At 47.4% G+C, this 6928-nt stretch carries 7 protein-coding genes and 1 pseudogene; 2 read left to right on the top strand and 6 right to left on the bottom strand.

Annotated elements, in window-relative coordinates:
• From RMO84_RS02055 to infC, 5 genes and pseudogenes are all read right to left on the bottom strand, one after another.
• Positions 1-500, bottom strand: a pseudogene (locus RMO84_RS02055) (acetate kinase); the annotation flags it as partial.
• Between the two features lie 454 nt (positions 501-954).
• Positions 955-1275, bottom strand: a complete 321-nt coding sequence (locus tag RMO84_RS02060; RefSeq protein ID WP_309736798.1) for a ribulose bisphosphate carboxylase small subunit — start codon at positions 1273-1275, stop codon at positions 955-957.
• Between the two features lie 52 nt (positions 1276-1327).
• Positions 1328-1714, bottom strand: a complete 387-nt coding sequence (locus RMO84_RS02065) for a chaperonin family protein RbcX (RefSeq protein ID WP_310486795.1) — start codon at positions 1712-1714, stop codon at positions 1328-1330.
• 240 nt (positions 1715-1954) lie between these two features.
• The gene (locus RMO84_RS02070) at positions 1955-3385 is read right to left on the bottom strand and encodes a form I ribulose bisphosphate carboxylase large subunit (RefSeq protein WP_310486796.1); all 1431 of its coding nucleotides are present in this window, start codon (positions 3383-3385) and stop codon (positions 1955-1957) included.
• 422 nt (positions 3386-3807) lie between these two features.
• Positions 3808-4353: a translation initiation factor IF-3 gene (gene infC / locus RMO84_RS02075; RefSeq protein ID WP_396135744.1), complete on the bottom strand. Its 546-nt coding sequence runs from the start codon at positions 4351-4353 to the stop codon at positions 3808-3810.
• A gap of 258 nt (positions 4354-4611) precedes the next feature.
• On the opposite strand from infC, the gene RMO84_RS02080 reads away from it, so the two are divergent.
• Positions 4612-5613 carry an alpha/beta fold hydrolase gene (locus RMO84_RS02080; RefSeq protein ID WP_310486797.1) on the top strand — a complete coding sequence of 334 codons (1002 nt, stop codon included), beginning with the start codon at positions 4612-4614 and terminating at the stop codon, positions 5611-5613.
• On the opposite strand, the gene RMO84_RS02085 is transcribed toward RMO84_RS02080, so the two are convergent.
• On the bottom strand, positions 5610-5954 hold the full coding sequence (locus RMO84_RS02085; RefSeq protein WP_310486798.1) for a BON domain-containing protein: 345 nt from the start codon (positions 5952-5954) through the stop codon (positions 5610-5612). The two genes, RMO84_RS02080 and RMO84_RS02085, sit on opposite strands and share 4 nt — an antisense overlap.
• A 268-nt stretch (positions 5955-6222) precedes the next feature.
• Between RMO84_RS02085 and ilvN the strand changes: the two genes are divergently transcribed.
• Positions 6223-6726 carry an acetolactate synthase small subunit gene (gene ilvN, locus RMO84_RS02090; RefSeq protein ID WP_310486799.1) on the top strand — a complete coding sequence of 168 codons (504 nt, stop codon included), beginning with the start codon at positions 6223-6225 and terminating at the stop codon, positions 6724-6726.
• The last annotated feature ends 202 nt before the right edge of the window (positions 6727-6928 follow it).

The following is a 6928-nucleotide window of genomic DNA, read 5'->3' on the forward strand; positions in this document are numbered from 1 at the left end:
GGTAAATCTCGATAAAAAGCCGTATCGAATACGGCTAGTTGAGGCAGATTGGGAGCGATTGCGGCGATGGCCTCGATCCCTTGGAGATTAGCGGGATTATGCAGCGGTGCGTAGATCGATAGCCGATCGATTTCAGCTTTAACTTCGGATGTGATGAGAGTCGGTTGGCGATATTTCTCACCACCATGCACGATGCGATCGCCCACAATATCGAGCCGAGCGAGCTGTTCGATTACCTGCGTTTTGTCGCTCCAGAGCCAGTTTAATAAGTCATGAATATCGGCGGTGCGGTCGGTGCCAGTCCGCTCTGCCCGCACCGTATCGTTAGCAGTTTTTGCGGTTAAGATCGCAGTCCCAGAGGATTTCCAGTCGATCGATCCCATCCACAATGGCGTGACGGGATCGATCGATAGGTGCTGCCGCGTCAATCGATACAAGCTAGATTTGAAACTACTCGATCCAGCATTGAGGACTAAGATATTTAGCTCGTGATTTTGCATTTAATTTGCCGACCTTAGATTTAGCTCGATCGTTTGGAGTGCAAATCGGCAAAACGATTCGATCGAGTAGCGACCACACTTTTCAGACATACACATTACATAAAAGCATAGATCGCAGATCTTACAAGTCTTCCTTTTGGCCGATCTCGATCTCTCTCGATCGACAAAGGTAGGGACAATCGATCGCCCTGTCGTTTGATGAATCGTTTTTAGCTGGTTCTTACTAGTTAATCTTTTGACTGAACCGATCTCAGTTTGCGTTTGAGAACAACCGCAGATCTAACAGCGACTAGCGACACCAATACAGTCATCGGCTCGGGGATGGCCGTAGCTTCCAAAGATGGTTTGGATTGCTGATAATTTCAAACAAAAAAAGAGAGGAGGGAATTAACCCTACTCTCTCAACAAATATTCGTCCTAAAAACTTAGAACTACAATTAACTCACTTTACCAACTATGGTTTGTGAACGATGAAGCTCAATACTTGGCACTGTTTGATGTTGTCAAAACCAACAACCCGAACGAAGCAATGACCGTATTCACTACGGCAAGCGCGCACTTCAGCCAAGATTTCGTTAGTAGTAGTCGCATTGAATAAAGGCAACTTCCACAGCGTCCAGTAGTGCTGGGTAGGCTCGGATTCTTGGCTAAACTCAACACCAGGAATATAGCCTTGGTCGAGCATATATTGCAATTGCTTGGCAATTTGAGCGTCGCTCAATGGGGGCAAGTAGGAGAATGTCTCAAAGCGACGGGCGTAAGGTAAGGTTTGCATTTGGTCTTGCTCTACGGCTAAATATAATTGAGATAATGATGGATCTTTGCAACTAAAGTTGCTCGGATGATGATTCTGAATTGCTGTTTGGTTCGGTAATAGATAGCTGCGATAGTTTTTCTAACTGTTGCTTGCGGTGCTGAGAGTTTTTGAGCTTGATGTCATGAAGTACCATCTCTGGCAAATCTTCCATAATTTCTTCGACTAAATGCTCTCTTACCGACATAATGCGGAAGGCTAACTCCTGGTTTTGACCCAGAAGTGCGAGTAAATAGACTTCGCCATCTTGGAGAATTTGTTGCCCAGAGAAACCGCGCAGCCACAATGCCAGCGGCGGATTTGTTTCAGTCAATTGCGCCAGAACAGTCTGCACTGCTTGATAAGTCAAGTAGCTAGAAATAACTTTGGTCGTAGCTTTGGCAACTTGTTTGCGATCCATTACCGAAATTAGTGATGAGGTTAGAAATAGCGATTAGCGGTCGGTATTTACTACTATTACGCTAATCGTTATTAACTATCAACTATCGACTATCTTGATGCGCTGTCTTGACTGAAACACATGCGGAGGGAGCGATGCAGTGTGGGCGGGTGTCCCGCCCATACAACTGCATCAAGACAACCTCCGCGTGATTTCAGTCGCAAACTGTCGGGGAACAAAGGCGTGCGCGCATCGCTATTTCTACAGAGTATCCATTGCTTCAAATTCAAACTTGATCTCTTTCCAGAGTTCGAGAGCAACAGCTAGTTCTGGCGACCATTTACCAGCTTCACGGAGGATATCGCCACCTTCACGCATGAGGTTACGACCTTCGTTACGCGCTTGGATACAAGCTTCGAGCGCGACGCGGTTAGCCATTGCACCAGGAGCGTTACCCCATGGGTGTCCGGCTGTACCACCACCAAACTGAAGGCAAGAGTCATCGCCGAAGATTTCAACTAGTGCGGGCATGTGCCAAACGTGGATACCACCAGAAGCAACTGGCATTACACCAGGCATGGAAGCCCAATCTTGAGTGAAGAAAATACCGCGCGAGCGATCTTCTTCGATGTAGTTTTCACGCATGAGGTCAACAAAACCCATGGTGATGCCTTTTTCGCCTTCGAGTTTACCGACGACAGTACCGGAGTGAAGGTGATCCCCACCGGACATCCGCAAGCACTTAGCCAAAACGCGGAAGTGAATACCGTGATTTTTTTGACGATCGATTACTGCGTGCATTGCGCGGTGAATGTGCAGAAGGACGCCGTTAGCTTGACACCACTTCGCCAAGGAAGTGTTGGCAGTAAAACCACCAGTCAAGAAGTCATGCATGATGATGGGAGTGCCAATTTCTTTGGCGAACATCGCGCGTTCCATCATTTGCTCGTTAGTTGGCGCAGTCACATTGAGGTAGTGACCTTTGATTTCGCCAGTTTCTGCTTGCGCTTTTTCGATGGCTTCTTGAACGAACAAGAAACGATCGCGCCAACGCATGAAGGGTTGCGAGTTGATGTTTTCGTCATCTTTGGTGAAGTCTAATCCACCGCGAAGCACTTCATAAACCGCCCGACCGTAGTTTTTAGCAGACAGACCGAGTTTGGGTTTGATCGTACAGCCGAGTAACGGACGACCATATTTATTTAATTTATCGCGCTCGACGGTGATCCCGTGAGGCGGACCTTGGAAGGTCTTGAGATAAGCAACAGGAATACGTAAGTCTTCTAAACGTAATGCACGTAAGGCTTTGAAACCAAATACGTTACCTACTAATGAGGTAAGCATGTTGGTAACGGAACCTTCTTCAAATAAATCTAAAGGATAGGCAATATAGCAAAAATATTGATTGTCTTCACCTTGAACTGGTTCGATATGGTAACAACGACCTTTGTACCGATCGAGGTCGGTCAGCAAGTCAGTCCAAACAGTAGTCCAGGTACCAGTGGAAGACTCAGCGGCAACAGCAGCTCCAGCTTCTTCTGCGGGTACTCCAGGTTGGGGAGTCATCCGAAAAGCTGCGAGTAAATCTGTATCTTTGGGTGTATAGTCAGGCGTGTAATAAGTTAAACGGTAATCTTGTACCCCAGCCTTATACCCAGTCTTTGCCTGAGTTTGAGTTTGCGCGTAAGCCATAAATTTCCTAACCTTCAGGAACCAGTTGACGTTTCTTGTTAAAACTAACTATATCAGCAAGTGTATAAGTTTTGGTTTCGATCTTTTGACGATCGTGATAAGAGGATTTTATATGTGTACCATTGACGGGGATCTATACAACCACAACGATTGCAGCACACAAAAAAGGCGGTTGGGACGCGGATCCCACCACCAATAAATTGAGAGTTGAAAATGTTATTTTTTGTTAACGAGCTAGGTGTCATACGCGATACTTCGAGGATGACAGGGGGCGCGATGTGCGGCTGACTCGATCCAAAGGTCGCCAACAAGTTACCATTTGTAATCTTCCCAAAACTTACAGAACCCGAACATCTACGCAGGGTGACACCTAAAAACAGGGGCAATCTCTCAGATTACCCCTACCTAAAAATTATATTTATTTAGCCAGCTTTCTTCGGCGACAGGAGCATCATCATGTTGCGTCCTTCTTTCTTAGGATATTGCTGAACTTCAGCTACTTCCTTGAGGTCTTCGGCCATCCGTTTGAGGACTTTTTCCGCTAGGTCGCTATGTTGGATCTCGCGACCGCGAAAGGTAATTGTCGCCTTGACTTTATCGCCAGACTTGATAAAGCGATCGGCTTGACTAACCCTTACTTGGTAGTCATGTTCCTCGATCGTGTACCGCATTTTGACTTCTTTGACTTCGGCAGTATGCTGCTTCTTCTTCGCTTCGCGAGCTTTCTTTTCGAGTTCAAACTTATACTTCCCGTAGTCCATAATCCGGCACACGGGTGGATCGGCTTTATCGCTGACAAGCACTAGATCTAGTCCGTTTTCGTCCGCGATCTCTTGCGCTTCTCTAGGCGTGAGAATCCCGAGTTGTTCGCCGTCGGTACCGATGACGCGAATTTGTGGAAAACGAATCCGTTCGTTGATTTGAGGAAGATCGCGGGTGCGTCTTTTCTCGATGATGGGGGATTTAATAGGAATGGGAGTTTCTGGTGGGTAAGTGGTATGGTTATCCTCAATTACAGGTGACTGTAAAAGTGGACTAGACTTAAATAAAATAACTACTAAAGTCGTTATTTATCTAGATACAACTATTTTACCCAAAATCCGCAGATTGGGAGCGAAAGATTAATATTTTTTAAGCTTGTGGAGATCGCCGTACGGGGATTGAGTGTGGAACCTCTCGGCATTATGATTACATTGTATCTACGGTCGGTATTATAGGGAAACAGTATGTTGCAGGCTTGGCATCAAAAGGTCGGAAATCAGCGAGATTGGGTGTGGCGGGGTTGGCAAACTCGGTATACGTATCAGCGCAGTAGCAATCCTAGCACTCACGAGCCGCCAGTGCTATTGCTGCATGGGTTTGGAGCTTCGATCGGTCATTGGCAGCACAATCTCGAATTTCTAGCCGATCGTCACACCGTCTACGGTCTGGATTTAGTCGGCTGGGGTGGTTCGCGCAAACCAAATATTCGCTACGATATCGATTTGTGGGTCGCTCAAGTTTACGATTTCTGGCAGACCTTTATCGGGCAACCGCTGATTTTGGTCGGTAACTCGATCGGCTCTTTGGTCGCACTGGTGGCTGCCGCCAGACATCCAGAATTGGCGCATAGTCTAGTAATGGTCAGCCTGCCCGATCTCTCCGCCGAGCAGGAAATGATTCCGCGCCCGATCCAACCCTTAGTCAACGGGATCAAGCGCGTCATCCTCAATCCACCCCTATTGCACGGATTATTTAAACTCGTCAGTCGGCCTAAAATCGCTCGCAAATGGGCACAAATCGCTTATGCTAACCCCGATCGGGTCACTGACGATCTAATCGATATTTTCCTAACGCCCGCCCGCGAACGCGAAGCTCCAGCCGCATTTGTGAGAATTATGCAAGGGATGACTAGTAGTAATTTCTCGCCAAATATTCGCAAGCTCTTACCGGCAATGCGGCTGCCAATGCTGCTGTTGTGGGGAGAAGAAGATCGGATGATCCCACCAGGGACGGCGGGGATCTTGGTAGAGTTAAATCCGTTGTTAGAACTAGTCAATTTAACAGGAGCAGGTCACTGCGCCCATGATGAGATTCCAGATACCGTCAATCAGATCGTCCGCGATTGGCTCGATACGATCGAGATTGGCGACCGCCTGGCAGTAGAGGCAGAGGTCAACGCCGATCCGAATCCACAAACTCTCGATCGACCCAACCCGCTACCCCTACCCCTACCATCGACACTCTAGCCGATGGTCACTTGGTCTATGCTGACATCAGTTGCACCAGAGACACCGCTAGCCAGTTCGACCATTTTGTCAAGAATTTCCTGACTGGGGACAGAACCTTTCAAAACTACACTACCGCCAGTTTGCGCGACCCATAAGCTATCTACATCCATCACATCCGAATCGCCATCGAAAGCTAGGGCAACGCGCTTGGCTAAACCACTTTGGTCGTATTCACCATTGACACCAAGACGTTCTGGCGCGATTTCACCACCAGTTTCAGGATCTGCCTCTGCGGGGGCGGGATTGACTTCAGCATTTGCTGGTTTTTCCATGCCGAACATTTTTTTGAAGAAACCCATGATTGAAATACTCCATCGTAAAAAAACAAATCCTACCTATTATGTAGGGTAATTGCCTGCAAACACAAAGATGATTACAAATTTTTTAAGATTGTGACAACGAGAAATTGTGGGACAATATAACGCTGGTAGTTAGGGAATAGAGAATAGGGGATAGGGATTAGGCTTGAGGCTTGAGGCTTTAGGTTTTAGGCTAAAAGATAGAAAGTTACAATCTTCACTATTCCCTATCCCCTATCCCCTATCCCCTATCCCCTATCCCCTAATTATGAAACATACTCTCTCTGTGTTGGTTGAAGATGAAGCTGGCGTACTGACGCGGATTGCGGGATTGTTTGCCCGCCGGGGGTTTAATATCGACAGTCTGGCCGTCGGCCCTGCCGAACAGGAGGGTCGATCGCGGGTGACGATGGTAGTTAATGGTGACGAACATTCGATCGAGCAACTGACCAAGCAGTTATATAAGCTGGTCAACATCCTCAAAGTCTTGGATGTTACCGATGTGCCATGCGTCGAACGCGAACTGATGCTGCTCAAAGTCAATGCCAATAGCAGCAATCGTGCGGAAATTATCGATCTGGCAACCATTTTTAGGGCGCGAGTTGTCGATGCCTCCGAAGATGCGCTGACCCTAGAAGTAGTCGGCGATCCTGGTAAAATCGTGGCGATCGTCCAAGTCTTGCAGAAATTTGGGATCAAAGAGATTGCCCGTACTGGGAAAGTCGCACTATCGAGAGAATCAAAAGTGAACACGGAATCTTTGAAGTTGTAACGACAGATCGATCGGGGAGCACAATTGATGTGATGGGCGAGAGCGGCGATCGAGATTTTAGCTACCGTGCGCGTTCGCTCTCAGAACTGAGGGTGGTATGATTATAAAATAAATGTTAAGTTTAGATCGACTGCGTGCCAATACCTGTCGATCGGTAGTGTTCGCGAGCGGTACGCTCGTTGGCGTAGCCTACCGGAGGTAA

This window comes from Chamaesiphon sp. VAR_69_metabat_338, from assembly GCF_031423935.1.
Taxonomy (GTDB): domain Bacteria; phylum Cyanobacteriota; class Cyanobacteriia; order Cyanobacteriales; family Chamaesiphonaceae; genus Chamaesiphon.

What these genes read in the sequence shown, in the direction of transcription:
- RMO84_RS02060 (WP_309736798.1), bottom strand. Translation starts at nt 1,275, where the DNA reads ATGCAAACCTTACCTTACGCCCGTCGCTTTGAGACATTCTCCTACTTG.
- RMO84_RS02065 (WP_310486795.1), bottom strand. Translation starts at nt 1,714, where the DNA reads ATGGATCGCAAACAAGTTGCCAAAGCTACGACCAAAGTTATTTCTAGC.
- RMO84_RS02070 (WP_310486796.1), bottom strand. Translation starts at nt 3,385, where the DNA reads ATGGCTTACGCGCAAACTCAAACTCAGGCAAAGACTGGGTATAAGGCT.
- RMO84_RS02080 (WP_310486797.1), top strand. Translation starts at nt 4,612, where the DNA reads ATGTTGCAGGCTTGGCATCAAAAGGTCGGAAATCAGCGAGATTGGGTG.
- RMO84_RS02085 (WP_310486798.1), bottom strand. Translation starts at nt 5,954, where the DNA reads ATGGGTTTCTTCAAAAAAATGTTCGGCATGGAAAAACCAGCAAATGCT.
- ilvN (WP_310486799.1), top strand. Translation starts at nt 6,223, where the DNA reads ATGAAACATACTCTCTCTGTGTTGGTTGAAGATGAAGCTGGCGTACTG.